General features: G+C 66.2%; 17 protein-coding genes. 12 read left to right on the top strand and 5 right to left on the bottom strand.

From position 1 onward, the window contains the following. Position 1: 1 nt before the first annotated feature. The 10 genes from AC1RM6_RS00945 (at position 2) to AC1RM6_RS00900 (ending at position 9,987) form a co-directional block, all read left to right on the top strand. The gene (locus tag AC1RM6_RS00945; protein ID WP_493097712.1) at positions 2 to 733 is read left to right on the top strand and encodes a lysophospholipid acyltransferase family protein; all 732 of its coding nucleotides are present in this window, start codon (positions 2 to 4) and stop codon (positions 731 to 733) included. Between the two features lie 26 nt (positions 734 to 759). After that, complete coding sequence (miaB, locus tag AC1RM6_RS00940; protein WP_493097711.1) at positions 760 to 2,100, top strand: tRNA (N6-isopentenyl adenosine(37)-C2)-methylthiotransferase MiaB; 1,341 nt, start codon at positions 760 to 762, stop codon at positions 2,098 to 2,100. A gap of 76 nt (positions 2,101 to 2,176) precedes the next feature. Then, positions 2,177 to 2,653 carry a VOC family protein gene (locus tag AC1RM6_RS00935; RefSeq protein WP_493097710.1) on the top strand — a complete coding sequence of 159 codons (477 nt, stop codon included), beginning with the start codon at positions 2,177 to 2,179 and terminating at the stop codon, positions 2,651 to 2,653. A 161-nt stretch (positions 2,654 to 2,814) separates the two neighbouring features. Continuing rightward, on the top strand, positions 2,815 to 3,813 hold the full coding sequence (locus tag AC1RM6_RS00930) for a PhoH family protein (protein WP_493097709.1): 999 nt from the start codon (positions 2,815 to 2,817) through the stop codon (positions 3,811 to 3,813). 8 nt (positions 3,814 to 3,821) lie between these two features. Continuing rightward, positions 3,822 to 4,331, top strand: a complete 510-nt coding sequence (gene ybeY / locus AC1RM6_RS00925; RefSeq protein WP_493097708.1) for an rRNA maturation RNase YbeY — start codon at positions 3,822 to 3,824, stop codon at positions 4,329 to 4,331. Positions 4,332 to 4,450: 119 nt separating this feature from the next. Beyond that, complete coding sequence (locus AC1RM6_RS00920) at positions 4,451 to 5,992, top strand: PQQ-dependent sugar dehydrogenase (RefSeq protein WP_493097707.1); 1,542 nt, start codon at positions 4,451 to 4,453, stop codon at positions 5,990 to 5,992. 71 nt (positions 5,993 to 6,063) lie between these two features. Then, on the top strand, positions 6,064 to 6,960 hold the full coding sequence (locus AC1RM6_RS00915; RefSeq protein WP_493097706.1) for a hemolysin family protein: 897 nt from the start codon (positions 6,064 to 6,066) through the stop codon (positions 6,958 to 6,960). Positions 6,961 to 7,032: 72 nt separating this feature from the next. Next, a complete protein-coding gene (locus tag AC1RM6_RS00910; RefSeq protein WP_493097705.1) occupies positions 7,033 to 8,370 on the top strand; it encodes a PQQ-dependent sugar dehydrogenase in 1,338 nt (445 codons plus the stop codon). Positions 8,371 to 8,542: 172 nt separating this feature from the next. Further along, entirely contained in the window at positions 8,543 to 9,565 is a 1,023-nt protein-coding gene (locus AC1RM6_RS00905) for a glycine zipper 2TM domain-containing protein (protein WP_493097704.1), read from the top strand. An 86-nt stretch (positions 9,566 to 9,651) separates the two neighbouring features. Beyond that, positions 9,652 to 9,987, top strand: coding sequence for a MoaF-related domain-containing protein (locus tag AC1RM6_RS00900; protein WP_493097703.1), 336 nt, complete (start codon positions 9,652 to 9,654; stop codon positions 9,985 to 9,987). A 3-nt stretch (positions 9,988 to 9,990) separates the two neighbouring features. On the opposite strand, the gene AC1RM6_RS00895 is transcribed toward AC1RM6_RS00900, so the two are convergent. The 4 genes from AC1RM6_RS00895 to AC1RM6_RS00880 form a co-directional block, all read right to left on the bottom strand. After that, on the bottom strand, positions 9,991 to 10,911 hold the full coding sequence (locus tag AC1RM6_RS00895; RefSeq protein WP_493097702.1) for a kinase: 921 nt from the start codon (positions 10,909 to 10,911) through the stop codon (positions 9,991 to 9,993). A gap of 9 nt (positions 10,912 to 10,920) precedes the next feature. Further along, positions 10,921 to 11,970, bottom strand: coding sequence for a ribonucleotide-diphosphate reductase subunit beta (locus tag AC1RM6_RS00890; RefSeq protein ID WP_493097701.1), 1,050 nt, complete (start codon positions 11,968 to 11,970; stop codon positions 10,921 to 10,923). 20 nt (positions 11,971 to 11,990) lie between these two features. After that, positions 11,991 to 12,236, bottom strand: coding sequence for a hypothetical protein (locus tag AC1RM6_RS00885; RefSeq protein ID WP_493097700.1), 246 nt, complete (start codon positions 12,234 to 12,236; stop codon positions 11,991 to 11,993). A gap of 232 nt (positions 12,237 to 12,468) precedes the next feature. Then, a complete protein-coding gene (locus AC1RM6_RS00880) occupies positions 12,469 to 13,359 on the bottom strand; it encodes an aminoglycoside phosphotransferase family protein (RefSeq protein WP_493097699.1) in 891 nt (296 codons plus the stop codon). A 100-nt stretch (positions 13,360 to 13,459) separates the two neighbouring features. Here AC1RM6_RS00880 and AC1RM6_RS00875 point away from each other — a divergent pair, with 100 nt between their 5' ends. Then, positions 13,460 to 14,425, top strand: a complete 966-nt coding sequence (locus AC1RM6_RS00875) for a class I SAM-dependent methyltransferase (protein ID WP_493097698.1) — start codon at positions 13,460 to 13,462, stop codon at positions 14,423 to 14,425. 75 nt (positions 14,426 to 14,500) lie between these two features. Here AC1RM6_RS00875 and AC1RM6_RS00870 read toward each other — a convergent pair whose 3' ends face one another. Next, a complete protein-coding gene (locus tag AC1RM6_RS00870) occupies positions 14,501 to 16,396 on the bottom strand; it encodes a ribonucleoside-diphosphate reductase subunit alpha (RefSeq protein ID WP_493097697.1) in 1,896 nt (631 codons plus the stop codon). Positions 16,397 to 16,812: 416 nt separating this feature from the next. Between AC1RM6_RS00870 and AC1RM6_RS00865 the strand changes: the two genes are divergently transcribed. Beyond that, positions 16,813 to 17,298 (top strand): glycine zipper 2TM domain-containing protein, encoded by a 486-nt coding sequence (locus AC1RM6_RS00865; protein ID WP_493097696.1) that lies wholly within the window; start codon positions 16,813 to 16,815, stop codon positions 17,296 to 17,298. Positions 17,299 to 17,332 lie beyond the last annotated feature (34 nt).

The following is a 17,332-nucleotide window of genomic DNA, read 5'->3' as shown; positions in this document are numbered from 1 at the left end:
GATGCGGATCCGGATGATCGGCCGGGCCGGCTATGGCATCACGGTACTGCTGCTGTGCCTGGCCGGCTATGGCCTGACCTGGCCGCTGCGGCATCGGATCGGCTGGGTCCGCTTCTTCCTGCAATGGTTCGGCGAGGCGATGGGGCTCGACGTCCGCGTCGAAGGCATGCCGGTGCGCGACCATGTCCTCTATGTCGCCAATCATCTGAGCTGGCTCGACATCCTCGCGCTCGGCGGGCTGACCGCGCCGCACTTCGTCTCGAAGGACGATGTCGGCGGCTGGCCGCTGGTCGGCATGCTCGCGCGGATCGGCGGGACGATCTTCATCGATCGCGAGAGCCGGCGCGCCGCGCGCGGCCAGGCGGACCAGCTCGGCGAAGCGCTGCGCAGCGGCCGGCCGGTGACGCTGTTTCCGGAAGGCACCACCAATGACGGGCACGGGCTGTTCCCGTTCCGCGCGGCGCTGTTCGCATCGGTGGCCCCTGCCCCGCCGGGGGTCGTCGTCCAGCCGGTGGCGATCGACTATGGCGACGCCGCCGCCGACATCGCCTGGACCGGCGACGAACCGCTGGGGCCGAACGCCGCACGCGTGCTCGGTCGCCGGCACGGCCTGCCGGTGACCATTCGTTTTCTGGCGCCGCTCGCCCCCTCGTCCGATCGCAAGGCGATCGCGGCGCAGGCGCAGGCGGCGATCGCCGCGGCCATCGCACCGGTGGTGACGCCTTCCGCTTGAGGCCGGTTTCGGCTATGCGCGCGCCGATGAGCAACACCGCGCCCAAGAGCTTCCACGTCAAGTCGTTCGGCTGTCAGATGAACGTCTATGACGGCGACCGCATGGCCGAACTGCTCGAGGCCGACGGGCTGACCGCGGCCGCGAGCGCCGAAGAGGCCGACCTGATCGTCCTCAACACCTGCCATATCCGCGAGAAGGCCGCCGAGAAGGTCTATTCGGACATCGGCCGGATCGAGAAGAGGGCGCGCGGCAAGGCGCGGCCGATGATCGCGGTCGCCGGCTGCGTCGCCCAGGCCGAGGGCGAGGAAATCCCCCGTCGCGCGCCGTCGGTCGACATCGTCGTCGGCCCGCAGGCCTATCACAACCTGCCCGCGCTGGTCGCACAGGCGGTATCGGGCAAGCGCGCGCTCGACACCGACATGCCGGCGGCGTCGAAATTCGACGCACTGCCCAAGCGCCGCCGCCAGGGGCCGATGGCGTTCCTGACGGTCCAGGAAGGCTGCGACAAATTCTGCACCTATTGCGTCGTGCCCTATACGCGCGGCGCCGAGGTCTCGCGCCCGTGGGGCAAGATCCTCGACGAGGCCAAGGCACTGGTCGATGCCGGCGCGAAGGAGATCACCCTGCTCGGCCAGAACGTCAACGCCTGGGAGGGCGAAGACGACACCGGCAGGCTGCAGGGGCTCGACGGGCTGATCCGCGCGCTCGACCGGCTGCCCGAGCTGGCCCGGATTCGCTATATGACCAGCCATCCCAACGATATGCGCGACGGCCTGATCGCCGCGCATGGCGATGTCGAGAAACTGATGCCCTTCCTCCACCTGCCGGTGCAGGCCGGATCGGATCGGATCCTCAAGGCGATGAACCGCAGCCATGACGTGGCGAGCTATCTGAAGCTGATCGAGCGGGTGCGCGCGGTGCGCCCCGACATCGCGATCTCGGGCGATTTCATCGTCGGTTTCCCCGGCGAGACCGACGCCGATTTCATGGGCACGCTCGATACCGTTCGCGCGATCGACCATGCCCAGGCGTTCAGCTTCAAATATTCGCCGCGGCCGGGCACCCCCGCCGCGACGATGGGTGACCAGGTCGCCGCCGCGGTGATGGACGAGCGTCTCCAGGCGCTACAGGCGCTGCTCAACGAACAGCAGCATCGCTTCAACCTGGCGACGGTCGGCCGGCGCTGCGAGGTGCTGATCGAGCGCAACGGCAAGTTCGCCGGCCAGCGGATCGGCAAGTCGCCCTGGCTCCAGTCGGTGATCGTCGAAAATGGTCCGGCGATCGGCGAACTCGTCACCGTCGACATCGTCGCCGCCGGCCCGAACAGCATGACCGGGATGGTGGTCGCGGAGCGCGCCGCCGCCTGACCCGGAAATTTTCCGCGCGGCTGTCGGAACCCACATGTCGGATTCGTCCTTGGAGCAACCACCAAGGAGAGACGCCATGCCGAAGCTCAAGACCTGCCTGTGGTTCGCCAGCGAGGCCGAGGACGCTGCGAATCACTATGCCGCGATCCTGCCCGACACACATGTCGACCGCGTCGTCCGCAATCCGGTCGACGCCCCCGGCGGCAAGGCCGGATCGGTGCTGCTCGTCGAATTCACCCTGCTCGGCACGCCGATGGTCGCGCTCAACGGCGGGGCGGCGTTCGCCTATAATGAATGCATGTCGCTGGTCGTCGACTGCGCCGACCAGGCCGAGGTCGACCTATATTGGGACGCGCTGATCGCGGGCGGCCATGCCGAACAATGCGGCTGGCTGCGCGACCGCTTCGACGTCCCCTGGCAGATCGTGCCGCGTTCGCTTCAGCAGATATTAAGCGAGCCCGATCCCGATCGCGCCGGCCGTGCGATGGCGGCGATGCTGACGATGGTGAAGATCGACATCGCCGCGATCGAGGCGGCGGCCGACGGCGCATAGAGCGGCAAGCCGACTGTGGCCTTTGCGCCACCATAGCGCCCGCCGCGAGACGTCCGCGCTTTTCTCCTTCGCTTGTCATCAAATGCGATTAGACTTGGCTCTGCCCACCGAGTCTCCGCCTCCCGGCGGGGCGGGCTGGAAAAAGGATGTTGCCGCACCTTATGTCGCGCAAACCAGTCCCAGCGCAGGCCGGAGATCGCGCCCGGCTCGAAATCGTCTTCGACAAACCCCAGCTTCTTGGCCGCCTGTTCGGCGAGTTCGACCAGAATCTGGTGGCGATCGAAAACCGGCTCGGGGTCTATATCGCGGCACGCGGTAACAAATTGCAGATCGAGGGCGAGGCCGAGGCCGCCGGCCGCGCGCGCGAGGTGCTCACCGGCCTCTACAACCGGATCGTCCAGGGCCAGGATCTCGACAAGGGTGCGGTCGAGGCGGTGATCGCGATGTCGGCCGAACCGACCCTCGACGGCATCATCCGCAGCGACGTGTCCGATCCGCCCAAGGTGATGATCCGCACCCGCAAGAAGACGATCGTCCCGCGTTCGGCGACCCAGATTCGCTATATGGAAGCGCTCAACCGCTCCGACATCATCTTCGCGCTCGGGCCGGCGGGCACCGGCAAGACCTATGTCGCGGTCGCGCAGGCGGTCCAGCAGCTGATCCAGGGCACGGTCGACCGGCTGATCCTGTCGCGCCCCGCGGTCGAGGCCGGCGAGCGGCTGGGCTTCCTGCCCGGCGACATGAAGGAAAAGGTCGATCCCTATCTGCGCCCGCTCTACGACGCGCTCTACGACATGCTGCCGACCGAGCAGGTCGAGCGGCGGATCGCCAGCGGCGAGATCGAGATCGCGCCGATCGCCTTCATGCGCGGCCGCACCCTGTCCGACGCGTTCGTGATCCTCGACGAGGCACAGAACACCACCCCGGCGCAGATGAAGATGTTCCTCACCCGCTTCGGCCAGAACAGCCGGATGGTGATCTGCGGCGATCCGCGCCAGATCGATTTGCCCGACATCGGCAAGTCGGGTCTCGCCGATGCGGTCAACAAGCTCGAAGGGATCGAAGGGATCGCGACGGTTCGCTTCGGCGCCGCCGACGTCGTCCGCCATCCGGTTGTCGGCCGGATCGTCGAGGCCTATGAGGGCCCCGACAATGGTTGAGATTGCGAATGCTTGAAGTTGCGGTCCAGCGCGAACCCGGCTGGCCTGAGGATATCGACTGGGACGATCTCGGACTGCAGGCGGTCGATGCCGCGCTGAAGGTGACCCCGCATGCCGAGATCTTGGCGGCGGCCTATGTCGCCGAAGTCTCGGTGCGGCTGACCGACGACGACGAGGTCCAGGCGCTCAACCGCCAATATCGGCAGAAGGACAAGCCGACCAACGTGCTGTCCTTTCCGATGGTCCAGGACGATCTGTTCGACGGCCTCGCCAACAGCGACGATGGCGAGGTGCTGCTCGGCGACATCATCCTGGCGCTCGGCGTGTGCGAGCGCGAGGCCGCCGAGAAAGGCGTCACCACCGCCGAACATGCCACCCATCTGATCGTCCACGGCACGCTCCACCTGATGGGCTATGACCATCTCGAAGACGACGAGGCGGAGGCGATGGAGGATCTCGAGCGCGCCGCGCTCAAGACGCTGGGGATCGCCGATCCCTATGTCGTTGCCGAAGACTGACCGCGAGGGGGCCGATTCGGCTGTTCGACCTGGGTATTATTACCTAGTTTGAGGCTGGCCGCTCCACGGCCTAGCCTCTTTGCCAAGGGGGCCCTCCTTCGGGGAATGAGGAGAGCCTGATGTCGGAGAGGTTGCTTAGCTATATCGTCGCCCTGGCTGGCGCCGCCCTGCTCGCGTCGTGTGGCGGAAGCGGGAGCGGCGGCCAGGCGGTTACCCCGGCCCCGGTCGCCAACCGTGCGCCGGTCTTCACCTCCGCCACCAGCACGACCGTTCCGGAAAACAGCAGCGGCGTGATCTACACCGCAGTTGCCACCGATGCCGACGGCAACGCGCTGACCTATTCGCTGAGCGGCGGCACCGATCGCGCCGCCTTCCAGATCAGCCCGTCTGGCGGGCTCTCGTTCGTCGCCAGCCCCGATTTCGAGGCGCCGGCGGACGCCAATGCCGACAATGTCTACCAGGTCGAGATCAGCGTCAGCGACGGCACCACCAGCACGCCGTTGTCACTGGCGGTGACGGTCACCAATGCGGGCCCCGACGCGTTCCGTGTCCGCCGGGTCGCCACCGGCCTGTCGCAGGCGCTGTTCGTCGCGCCGGTGCCCGATTCGTCGGGGCGCATCTTCGTGGTCCTGAAAAGCGGCCAGATCCGGATCGTGACGCCGTCGAGCGGATCGATCGCGACCGCCCCCTTCCTCGACGTGTCGGCACAGCTCAACGCCAGCGGCGAGCGCGGCCTGCTCGGCTTCGCGACCGCACCCGACTTCGCGACCAGCGGCACCTTCTACATCTATATGACCAACAGCAGCGGCACCAACGAGGTTCGCCGCTACAGGACCCAGGCCGGCAATCGCGACCTCGCCGATCCCGCGACCGCCGACGTCATCCTGGCGATCGCACATCCGACCTTCGACAATCATAATGGCGGATGGATCGGCTTCGGTCCTGACGGCCTGCTCTATATCGGGGTCGGCGATGGCGGCGGTGGCGGCGATCCGTCGGGCAACGCCCAGAATCGCAACGTCCTGCTCGGCAAGCTGCTGCGGATCGACGTGCGTGGGGACGACTTCCCGAGCGATTCACAGCGCGATTATGCGATTCCCGCGGGCAATCCGTTCGCCACGTCGGGCGGCGCGCCCGAGATCTGGGCACTCGGCCTGCGCAACCCCTTCCGCAACAGTTTCGATCCGGCGACCGGCAATCTGCTGATCGGCGATGTCGGCCAGGACGCGATCGAGGAGGTCGACCTGATGCGCCCGACCGACGGCGGCGCCAATTTCGGCTGGAACCGCCGCGAAGGTACCCAGCCCTATAATGGCGGGACCGACGACCCCGCCTTCGTGCTGCCGGTCGCCGAATATGGCCATGGCACCAGCCCGACCCAGGGCAATTCGATCACCGGCGGCTATGTCTATCGCGGCCCGGTCGAAAGCCTGCGCGGCCAATATTTCTTTGCCGATTTCGTCAGGCCGAACATCTGGTCGATCCCGGTCGCGAAGCTGGTCCTCGGCCAGACGGTCCCGAGCAGCCAGTTCGCGATACGCAGTCTCACCCCCGATGCCGGCACGATCGGCAATATTTCGAGCTTCGGCGTAGACCAGTCGAGCAATCTCTATATCGTCACGTTCGGAGGCGACATCTTCGTGATCGAGCCCGCACCTTGATCCCAGCTTGATCAAAGTGCGGTATTTCGGATAGCGCATGCCTGTCTCCAGAGGGGTTTCGGAAAACTTGCATGCCCGACGACAGTAGTAGCAGCGCCGCCGATAGCGGCGGACGATTTTGGCGCAGGCTGCGCTCGCTCTTCCTACCGGAGCATGAGCCCAGCCTGCGCGACCAGATCGAAGAAGCGATCGAGGAACATGCGGGCGATACCGCCGAGCAGGAGGATGATCTCTCGCACGCCGAACGCGAGATGCTCCGCAACATCCTCCATTTCGGCGAACGCACCGTCGGCGACATCGGCGTTCCCCGCCGCGACATCGTCGCGGTGCCCGAAACGATCGGCTTCGCCGATCTGGTGGCGCGCTTCGTCGAGGCCGAACATAGCCGGCTGCCGGTCTATCATGAGGATCTCGACCATGTCGTCGGCATGATCCACGTCAAGGACGTGTTCCGGATCATCGCCACCGACACCCCGACCCCGGCGAGCGTCGAGGGACTGATCCGCCAGCCGCGCTACGTGCCGTCATCGATGCGGATCATCGACCTGCTTGCCGAGATGCGCGAGACCCGGACCCATCTGGCGATCGTGCTCAACGAATATAGCGGCACCGACGGCCTCGTGACGATCGAGGATCTGGTCGAGGAGATCGTCGGCAAGATCGAGGACGAGCATGACGAGGCCGAGGAGGAACTGCTGGTCGCGCTCGGCGATTCGATCTGGGCGGCCGATGCCCGCGCCGAACTGCACGACGTCGCCAAGCTGATCGATCCGCGCCTCGCCGAAATCGACGACGATGTCGAGACGCTGGGCGGCCTCGCCTCGGCGCTCGCCGGCCATGTCCCGCAGGCGGGCGAGATCGTCGAACATCCCAGCGGCTGGCGGCTCGAAATCTCCGAGGCCGACGAACGCCGGGTGCGCAGGATATTGCTGCATCCGCCGGTGAGGGAGCCCGAACCCCAGGATTGAACGATCGGCTTTCTGGCAACCGAAGCGCATGCTAACCCACGATAAAAGCCCTGAACGAGAGCGACCGACGCCATGACCACCACCAAGCGGATCATCCTGATCGTCGTCGTGCTGCTGATCGCGGCGGCCGGCGTCTTCTGGTATCTGGCGAGCCATGAGAAGGCGACGATCGATTTCGCCAAGGTCACCGGCGCCGCGCCCGAACTGGTCGAACCCGACAAGACGCTGATCCCCACCGTCCACGTCGCCAAGGCGGTCGGCTGGAAGGCCGGCGAGACGCCGGCGGTGGCCGCGGGCCTGAAGGTCACGCCATTTGCGACCGGGCTCGAGCATCCGCGCTGGCTCTATGTCCTGCCCAATGGCGACATACTGGTCGCCGAAAGCAATTCGCCGCCGCGCGACGAGAAGAATGGCGGCGACGGCTTCATGGGCTGGGCGATGAAGACGGTGATGGGCCGCGCCGGCGCGGGCGTCCCCTCGGCCAACCGCATCACCCTGCTGCGCGACGCCGACGGCGACGGCAAGCCCGAGCTGCGCACGGTGCTGATCGCCGGGCTCAATTCGCCCAGCGGCATGGCCTATGTCGACGGGCAGCTCTATATCGGCAACACCGATGCGCTGGTGAAGGTGCCCTTCACCCCCGGACAGACGAAGATCGATGCGAAACCGACCGTCGTCGTCAAGCTGCCGGGCGGGCAGAATCACTGGGCCCGCAACGTCATCGCTTCGCCCGACGGCAAGCTGCTCTATGTCGCGGTCGGATCGGCGACCAACATCGCCGAGAAGGGCCTGCCGCTCGAGGCACGCCGCGCCGCGATCCTCGAGGTCAACCTCGCCACGGGCAAGGACCGCATCTACGCATCGGGCCTGCGCAACGCCAACGGCATGGCCTATGAGCCCGAGAGCGGCAATTTGTGGACCGTCGTCAACGAGCGCGACATGATCGGATCGGACCTCGTTCCCGATTACCTGACCCATGTCGAATTTGGCGGTTTCTATGGCTGGCCCTGGTATTATTGGGGCGGCATCGTCGACAAGCGCGTGCCCGAACCCGAGGACGATATGTCGGGCTATGTGGTGCGCCCCGATTATGCGCTGGGGCCGCATGTCGCGGCACTCGGCCTGGCCTTCTCGCGCGGAGCGATGCTCGGGACGCGGTATGAATCGGGGGCGTTCATCGCCGAACATGGTTCGTGGAACCGCCGCCCCTTCTCCGGCTACAAGCTCGTCTATGTCCCCTTCGCCAAGGGCCAGCCCAGCGGACGCGCGGTCGATATCCTGACCGGCTTCCTGTCGTCCGACGAGCAGGCGCGCGGGCGGCCGGTGAGCGTGGTCGTCGGCCCCAAGGGCGGCCTGTTGGTCAGCGACGATGTCGGCAACAGCATATGGCGGATCACCGCTGCCAAATAGCCGTCCGCCGAATCGCGTATGCTGGTGGCAATAGGAAGAAACCCCGAACGCTCCTGAAACCAGGCCCCTTCCCTGCCGAGCCGGTGCCGGCACGAGATGAAGGGAACCCTTGGCGGGCTTCGATCGTCTGTGCGGCAACGGAACAGACATCGAATGACTCAGGAGAGTGACCATGCGTAGCTATATTCTCGCGGCCGGCCTTGCCGCCGCCGCCCTCACGACGACCGCGCCCGCCAATGCCCAGCAGCGCGTGGTCTGCAAGACCGACAATAATGGCCGCCTCGCCGCGACCGTGGTCGGCGCCGGCATCGGCGCGATCCTTGGCCGCGTGATCACCGGCCGCCATGGCGGCACCACCGGCGCGATCGTCGGCGGCGTCGGCGGCGGCATCGCCGGCAACCAGCTCGCCAAGCCCGACGCCGACAATTGCCGCCAGGCCTATGGCTATTATGACGACCAGAATCGCTGGCACGCCAACGCCATCGCCGCCAACGAGGCGCGCGGCTTCTACGATCGCGAGGGCAATTGGGTCGATGGTGCGCCCAACGGCTATTATGACAGCAACAACCGCTGGGTCGCGCTGCAGGGTGACAGCAACTATGCGGGCTATCGCGACAAGAATGGTCGCTATGTGCCGGTCACCGCCCGCGGCTATTATGCCAATGACGGCCAGTGGGTCGATGCCGCGGCGCCCGGCTATTATGACCGGAACGGCCGCTGGATCGCAGGTCCCGCCAACGGCTATTATGACGCCAATGGCCGCTGGACGACCGGAACCTCGGTTGCCTATCGCGAGACCCAGCCCGGCTATTGGGACAATGGCCGCTGGGTACGCGGCGATGTCCGCGGCTATTATGACGCCCGCGGCCGCTGGGTTTCGACCGGCGGCACGGTGACGACGGCCAATTACGGCAATGGCAATGGCAGCTACGACAATGGCCGCAACCGCCCGGTTGCCGAGCGCATCGACCGCATGCAGGATCGCATCCAGCGCAACGCCGATCGCGGTACGATCTCGCGCAGCGAGGCGATGGCGGCCCGTGACGAGCTTCGCCAGATCAGCAGGGAAAACAACCGCCTGCGCGCCAATGGCCGGCTGTCGGCGCGCGACGAGGCCTATCTTCAGCAGCGCCTCGACCGGCTGAGCGATTCGGTCCGCGCCGAACGCAATGATGACGATCGTCGTCCGGGCTAACCTCTCTCCCGGATTGACCGATGCGGGGCGGGACGATCACATCGTCCTGCCCCGTTTCCATGTCTTTCATACCCAGGAGGGAAGGAATGCGCATCGATACCCCGATCGACCTGATCGGACGCCATTTCGAAATCGTCTTTCCCGACTTCACCTCGCGCATCCATGTCCTGTCGCGCACCCGGCTGGTCTATGAGATCGTCGTCGGCACCGATGCCGGACGGCGCGAACCCGTCAACTATCAAGGCGCCGAACTGCGGCCAGGGCTGTTCACGATCGGCTGGCAGGAGGCGATCCTGACCAGCGTCCACCATGTCTGGGATGCCGAACGCGGCATCGCCCATAGCGCGATCACCACCCCCGACCATCGTTTCCTGCGACTGACCGGCGACATCCGCGAGGTTTATCCGCCCGCCGCCAACTGACGGTCAATCCCGCAGCGGGCCGCCATCCGCCAGCCTCCGTGTCGTCACCGGCCGCCGCTGCTCGTCGAGCGCAATCACGACATCGGCACGCGCCGGCATCTCATCGGCGATATGCCGGGTCAGCCGCTCATAATGCTGCATGAAGCGCACCAGCGCCGCATCGTCCATCACCGCTCCGCCCGCCCCGCGACGCGCACGCAACTTGTCCTCCTGCTCGGCCCGCCAGCGGGCGACGGTCGCGAAATCGGGTGCGGTCAGCAGGACGAGCAGATCGATCCGGGCGAACAGCGCCTGATAGGGTCCGGCAAGCTGGTCGTTGACGTAGCGCCGCCACCGGCCGTCGGCATCCTCTTCGGCCTCGAGCCGGTTGACCGGCGCGATCAAAGCCGCAGGCGCCTGCGGCCGGGCGCCGACGCACCAGCCCTCGAACAGAACGATGTCGACCGGCGCGTCGATCGTCGGCCAGCGATCCTCGGGAAGCCGGTCGTCGATCGCCTTGTCGAAGGCCGGCAGCGCGACGCGGCCGCTCCGGCCGAGCGCGACGATCGTCGTCGTACCGAGATCGACGTCATGGGTACCCGGCACGCCCCGCGTCGCCAGAAGCGGATGGACATTGTCCGCCAGCGCCCGACGCTCGGCGCGGGTCAGATAAAGATCGTCGATCGACAGGCTTGCGACGCGCAGGCCCTGCCGCCCGAGCAGATGCGCGAGCAGCGCGACCGCCGTCGTCTTGCCCGATCCCTGCGGCCCGCACAGGCCGATCACATGGGGTTTGCGGCCTGTCGCTCGCGAAACCTTGGCGACATGCGCCGCCAACGGCGCATGCACGCTATCGAGACCTGCGGAAAAATCGGCTCCCAGCGCCTGGTCGGCGACGAACTGCGCCAGCCAGGCGGGATCGGGCGCGACCGGATCGCGCCCCATCAGCGCGCCTTACTCCGCCGCGACGCCGTCGCCGAACAGCCCGCGCTCGATCGCGTCCTCGTTCGCGGCCGGCACCGTCTGGGCGGTCTTGCGGCGATCGAACGCGTCCCACACATCGCTCCACTGGCCGCGGGTCGCCGCCTTCGAATATTCGGTGGCGCGGGTCTCGAAGAAATTGGCGTGCTCGACGCCGTTGAGCATTGGCGCGAGCCAGGGCAGCGGATGATCCTCGACCATGTAGATCGGCTTGAGGCCGAGCTGGCCGAGCCGCCAGTCGGCGACATAGCGGACATAGCGCTTGATGTCCTTGGGGGTCATGCCGTTGACCGGCCCCATCTCGAACACCAGGTCGATGAACGCGTCCTCGATCCGCACCGTCTTCTGGCACATGTCGAGAATGTCGTCGCGGACCGTCGGGGTCATGCAGTCGCGTTCCTTCACGAAGGTATGGAACAGCTTGATGATGCCCTCGCAGTGCAGGGTCTCGTCACGGATCGACCAGGTGACGATCTGCCCCATGCCCTTCATCTTGTTGAAGCGCGGGAAGTTCATCAGCATCGCGAACGACGCGAACAGCTGCAGCCCCTCGGTGAAGCCGCCGAACATCGCGAGCGTCTTGGCGATGTCCTCGTCGCTGTCGACCCCGAACTGCGACAGATAGTCGTGTTTGTCCTTCATCTCCTTATACTGCATGAAGGCGCTATATTCGGTCTCGGGCATGCCGATCGTGTCGAGCAGATGGCTGTAGGCGGCGATGTGCACCGTCTCCATATTGCTGAACGCGGTCAGCATCATCTTGATCTCGGTCGGCTTGAACACCCGGCCATATTTGTCGTGGTAGCAATCCTGCACCTCGACATCGGCCTGGGTGAAGAAGCGGAAGATCTGGGTCAGCAGGTTGCGCTCGTGATCGCTGAGCTTCTGCGCCCAGTCGCGGCAATCCTCGCCCAGCGGCACTTCCTCGGGCAGCCAGTGGAGCTGCTGCTGGCGCTTCCAATATTCGAACGCCCACGGATATTCGAAGGGCTTGTAGGTGCGGCTGGCCTGGAGGAGCGACATCGGGCGATCCCTTCCTTGTTTTAGCTGTAGATGAAGATGACGACGGCGAGCGCGAGCATCACCGCCGCCGAAAACATTTGCTTGGCGGCGAAGCTCTGCAGCTCCGCCGGAGTCTCGACCGGCTTGCCCTCGGCGACCACCGCGCCGGCAGGCGCCTTGCCGGCCCTGCGCGCGCGCAGCAGCGCGGTGATCGCGAGGCCGAGGCAAAGCAGTCCGACCAGCGCCGAGGCAGCGGCGATCAGCAGGGTGAGCGGGAGATTCTCCATCACCTCAGACCTGCCGCGTCGCGCGCGGGCAACGCAGGCCGGCACATCCGGGCATGATGAGATGCGAACACCGCACCAAAATTAACATTTCTCTATCCCTAGCGGGGACCCTGCCCCAACGACCACTCGATCTTGTGGCCGAGACTATGCGCTATGGCGCGTCTTGCCTACCCCAAACTATGTCCGGGGTCGGCTTTTTCGGTGGATAATTTGGTGATCGCGACCGCGTGATTCAAGCTGCGGCCAGCGCCCGGCGGTGCAGCGCCAGGCAGTTCCGCGCCATCGCATCAAACCCCGAAACCGGCATTTCGCCGAGATGGCGGGCGTAATGGCCGAGCGCCGCGAGCAGATGCACCTCGGTCCTATCGGCGGCGCAGCCGAGCGCCGCGGCGTGGCGCCGCAACTCGGCCCCCAGCCGCCGCGGCCGGATATGCAGCGAGTCCGCGAGCCGGACCAGATCATAGACCGGATAGCCGTCGACCCGCGATCCGCGCCAGTCGATCAGCGCGAACGGCCAGGCGCTGCCGTCGGCGGCCTTCAATATATTGCCGCGCCACAGGTCGCCGTGCATCGGCACATGCACCGCGATCGCATCGTCCGCCGCCAGCCGCGTCGTGGCGGCGACCGCCGCCTCCTGCAGTTCGTCGCCGATCCCCGGCATCGCGGCCAGCGCGGCGAGATTGGCGGCATAGTCCTCACCCGCGCCGCTATGGCCGAGGCCCGCGAGCATCGCCAGCCAGTCGAGCAGCGCCGGGCCGATCCGCCCACGCTGCCACAGCCACACCAGCCGGCTGTCGCTCAGCGCCTGGTGGAACGGCAGCACCGCATAGCTGCGCTGCTCGACGATCCCCTGCTCGATCGGACGCACCATCGCATGGGCGAGCGCAGGGCCGACCGAATGGGCGAAGGCCGCGGTCCGATCGCAGGCCTCTGCGACGACATCGGGGAAGGCCGGCGGCGACAATTGCACCACCCGGCGCGCGGCACCTTCGGCGGCGAGCAGGATGGCGGCACCGTCGGCCAAGGGCGGCGCGGCGCGCAGCAGCGTGACCTCGGCACCCTCGCCCGCCACCGCCTGCACGATGTCGCAATCCGATCGGTCGTGCGCTTGCGTCTGCGCCATGCTCGTCCGCCTCCAGCGTGACGCTTTTATGACAAATCCGCGACGGACGCCACCGATGCCGCTTGCCCTGCCCCCGCCGCCATGCTCGAAGCTGGAGGCGATGACCGCCTTCCCCCCCTTTCTTGCCGCCCGCACGCCGATCGAGGCCGATGGCGTGCTGCTGCTGCCGAGCGTCTCGACCGCCGAGGACCAGGACTATCGCGCGCGGTTCGACCGCCTCGTCCGGACCGCGCGCGAGATCGGCTGGCGTCCGGCGATCGAACGGGTCTTCGATGCCGATTGGGACATCGACTATATCACCAGCCAGCAAAGGCTCGGCTTTCTGCCGGTGCTGCCGCTCGCCGCCGGCCAGGCGGTGCTCGAGATCGGTGCGAGCCTTGGCCAGATCGCGCTGCCGATCGCGCGGCAGGTCGCGACGCTCGATGCGATGGAGGTGGTCGAAGGCCAGGCGCGCTTCTGCGCCGAACGGCTGCGGCAGGAAGGGCTCGACAATGTTCGGGTCGTCGCCGGCGGCGGCGACTGCCGGCTTCCTTATGCCGATGCGGGCTTCGACGGGGTGGTGCTCAACCTCGTCCTCGAATGGTGCGCCGATCGCGATTCGGGCGATCATGCCAGCGGCCAGCAGCGGCTGCTCGACGAGATAGCGCGGGTACTGAAGCCGGGCGGCTTCTTCTTCGTCCAGACCAAGAATCGTTACGGGCTGCGGCTGCTGCTCGGCGGCCGCGACGAGCATATGTTCAACCGGCGCTTCGGCAGCGCGCTGCCGCGCTGGCTCGGCCGCCTCGTCGCCGGCGCGCGGCCACCCGGCATGCTCCACAGTTTCTCACGGCTGCGATCGATGCTCGCCGCGGCGGGCTTTCGCCGGATCGACGGCTATTGGGCCGCACCCGAGATGCGCCGCCCCGAGGCAATGGTGCCGGTCGACGCCGCCGCGATCCGCGCCTTCCGCCGCGCGGGCAAGGTGCCGCAGGGCGCGTCGCGCAAGACCCGGCTGATCATGGCGCTGCTGCCCGCCTGGGCGGTCAGGCATGTCACCCAGGGGCTGACTTTTCTGGCTTATAAATAGCAACGGCCCCTCCCGGTGGGGAGAGGCCGCGCTGTAGCATCTTTCACGCTCCCCAATGGGGAGCGAGCGATCAACCTACTGGCAGGCGAGGCACTCGTCATAGTCCTTCACTTCGACCTCGATCTGGCGAAGGTCGATCGTGTTGTCGGCCTCGACGCCGCCGGCGAAGCCCGCGCGCTGGACCGACTTGGACCGCAGATAATAAAGCGACTTGATGCCGAGCTCCCAGGCGCGGAAGTGGAGCATCAGCAGGTCCCACTTCTCGACATCGGCCGGGATGAACAGGTTCAGCGACTGGGCCTGGTCGATATAGGGCGTGCGATCGGCGGCAAGCTCGATCAACCAGCGCTGATCGATCTCGAAGCTGGTCTTGTACACGTCCTTCTCTTCCTGGCTCAGGAAGTCGAGATGCTGGACCGAGCCGCCCTTTTCGAGGATCGAGTTCCACACCGCATCGCTGTCCTTCGACTTCTCGCCGAGCAGCTTCTGCAGATAGGGATTCTTGATCGAGAAGCTGCCCGACAGCGTCTTGTGGGTGTAGATGTTCGCCGGGATCGGCTCGATGCAGGCCGAGGTGCCGCCGCAGATGATGCTGATCGACGCGGTCGGCGCGATCGCCATCTTGCAGCTGAATCGCTCCATTGCACCCTGGTCGGCGGCGTCGGGGCACGGGCCCCGTTCGGTCGCCAGCATCATCGACGCTTCCTGCGCGGCGGTCGAGATATGCTTGAACATCTTCAGGTTCCACGACTTCGCCATCGCGCCCTCGAACGGCACGCCCCGCGCCTGGAGGAAGCTGTGGAAGCCCATGACGCCGAGGCCGACCGAGCGCTCGCGGCTCGCCGAATAGCGCGCGCGCGCCATCTCGTCGGGAGCGCGGTCGATATATTCCTGCAGGACATTGTCGAGGAAGCGCATCACATCCTCGATGAAGCGCTTGTCGCCGTTCCACTCGTCCCAGGTCTCGAGGTTGAGCGAGCTCAGGCAGCAGACCGCGGTGCGGTCGTTGCCGAGATGATCGCGACCGGTCGGCAGGGTGATTTCCGAGCAGAGGTTCGAGGTCGACACCTTGAGCCCCAGGTCGCGATGATGCTTGGGCATCGCCCGATTCACCGTGTCGGAGAAGATGATATAGGGTTCGCCGGTCGCCAGCCGGGTCTCGACCAGCTTCTGGAACAGCGCACGGGCGTCGACCGTCGCCCGCTTCGACTGATCCTTGGGGCTCAGCAGCTCCCATTCCTTGCCCGCGCGCACCGCTTCCATGAAGGCATCGGTGAGCAGCACGCCATGGTGGAGGTTGAGCGCCTTGCGGTTGAAGTCGCCCGACGGCTTGCGGATCTCGAGGAACTCTTCGATCTCGGGATGCGAGACGTCGAGATAGACCGCAGCCGAACCACGGCGCAGCGAACCCTGGCTGATCGCCAGCGTCAGCGAATCCATCACCCGGACGAACGGGATGATTCCCGAGGTCTTGCCGTTGAGGCCGACCGGCTCGCCGATGCCGCGCACCGAGCCCCAATAGGTGCCGATGCCGCCGCCGCGCGCCGCGAGCCAGACATTCTCGTTCCAGGTGTTGACGATGCCCTCGAGGCTGTCGTCGACCGAATTGAGATAGCAGCTGATCGGCAGGCCACGACCGGTGCCGCCGTTCGACAGCACCGGGGTCGCCGGCATGAACCAGAGCTTCGAGATATAATCGTAGAGGCGCTGGGCGTGCGCCTGATCGTCGGCATAGGCCGACGCGACCCGCACGAACAGGTCCTGATAGCTTTCACCGGGCAGCAGATAGCGGTCGTTGAGCGTGTCCTTGCCGAAATCGGTGAGGAGCGCGTCACGACTATGGTCGACCTCGACCGGATAGGGCTGTGGCATGATGTCGGTCGAGCCGGGAATGGTCCGGGTCTTCACCTCGGGGGAATCGATAATCGTCGCCACGTCGTTCACGCTTTCGCTGCTGCCAGAAAGATCCACCGGGCCGCCTCCGTTCCGTCCAGGCCGGTTCGAACCGGCTCCGTTCCTGTTACGTTCGACTCAGGGCCACGGAGTCAAAGATAGTGGTTCGATGCCCGCTTACCAGCGACCATTTCACCTTATCCCCAATTTTCCGGCAATCGCAGACGATTCGGCAGAGGCCCCCGCCTCCCCAATCGAACCCCTACAATTTGCGTCAGCCCTGGTTCGCCAACACCACCTATTGTGCCCGATCTGAGTCCCGACGCAAGGGAAAAAATACATTTTGATGAAACGGCCCGTCGCAGAAGGCCCGATTGCGAAGCGGCATAAGGAGTGGCTGACATCCCCCTGAACAGCCTGTAGTTTTGGGTTAACGCAACTTCGCACCGAGCGGGCAGTTGTGCACGTCGGACATCATCTCAGGAGAATTCCCGATGCGTAAATTGATCCTCGCGGCCGCCCTCGCGGCGACCGTGATACCCACGATCGCCATGGTCGAACCTGCCGCCGCCCAGAACTATCGCGACCGCGACGACCATCGTGATGGGCGCCATGACGGCCGGCACGACGACCGCCGCGACGATCGTCGCGATTGGCGCCAGGGTCGCAGCTACGACTGGAATCGTCCCGATCCGCGCTACGGCAACCGCTACGACGCCGCGCGCTATTATCGCGACGACCGCAGCTATCGCGAGCGCCGGCTCGGCCGCAACGACCGCATCTATCGCGGCAATGACGGGCGCTATTATTGCCGCCGCGACGACGGTACCACCGGCCTGATCGTCGGCGCGCTCGCCGGCGGCCTGCTCGGCAACACCATCGCCAACGGCAACAGCTCGACGCTGGGAACGCTGCTCGGCGCGGGTGGCGGCGCGCTGATCGGCCGCTCGATCGATCGCGGCGACGCACGCTGCCGCTGATCCGACCGGCGCATAAAAGCGTCGGCCAATGAAA

It is taken from the genome of Rhizorhabdus sp. GW822-FHT03C02 (assembly GCF_058801765.1).
This window is presented reverse-complemented; position numbering and strand designations above follow the sequence as displayed.